The sequence below is a fragment of the Vibrio sp. 378 genome (genome assembly GCF_033339435.1).
This window is the reverse complement of sequence record NZ_JAWOUO010000317.1, coordinates 1-848: the sequence shown is the minus strand read 5'-3', so window position 1 is coordinate 848 and position 848 is coordinate 1. Positions and strand designations below refer to the sequence as shown.

Below are 848 nucleotides of genomic sequence, written 5' to 3'. Positions count from 1 at the left end.
TGTTGCTCTAACGAGATTAATGAGCCTCGCTCATCACCCATTTTCTGAAAAGATATTAGCGGTATATTCGACATTTATTCTTCCAATAACTCTAGAAGATAGCGGCCATAATCGTTTTTAGATAAGGCTTTTCCTGCGGCTTGAATGCGCTCTCGCGTTAACCAGCCTCGGCGATACGCAATCTCTTCTAAGCAAGCCACTTTGTAACCTTGGCGTTTCTCGATCGTTTCAACAAAGTGAGCAGCTTCAAGCAAGCTGCCATGTGTTCCCGTGTCTAACCACGCAAAGCCACGCCCTAGTACGTCAACCGTCAATTTCCCTTGCTCTAAGTAAGCTTGGTTAATACTCGTAATTTCTAGCTCGCCACGATGGGACGGTTGGATAGTTTTGGCAATGTCCACGACGCGATTATCGTAGAAATACAGCCCTGTCACGGCGTAATTGGATTTTGGCTCGACTGGCTTCTCTTCAATCGATAGCGCTCGCATCTCGTCGTCAAATTCCACCACACCAAAGCGCTCTGGGTCTTTCACTTTATAGCCAAAGACCGTCGCACCTTCTGTTAAGGCTGCAGCTTGCTGCAACTTCGGCGAAAACCCTTGCCCATAAAAGATGTTGTCACCCAGCACCAAACATACTGAGTCATCGCCAATGAAGTCTTCACCAATGATGAAGGCTTGAGCTAAGCCATCTGGGCTTGGTTGAATCGCGTATTGCAACTCAATGCCAAACTCTGAGCCATCACCTAATAGACGCTGAAAACCCTCCTGGTCTTCTGGCGTGGTGATGATCAAGATTTCACGAATGCCCGCAAGCATGAGTACTGACAACGGGTAGTAAATCATTGG

1 protein-coding gene is annotated in these 848 nt (G+C 47.3%); it reads right to left on the bottom strand.

The genetic code is table 11. The annotated features are described in order from the left end of the window. Positions 1-74: 74 nt before the first annotated feature. Positions 75-848 (bottom strand): glucose-1-phosphate thymidylyltransferase RfbA (gene rfbA / locus R7Q48_RS25955; RefSeq protein ID WP_318133058.1); only part of this gene is annotated, 774 nt, incomplete at its 5' end.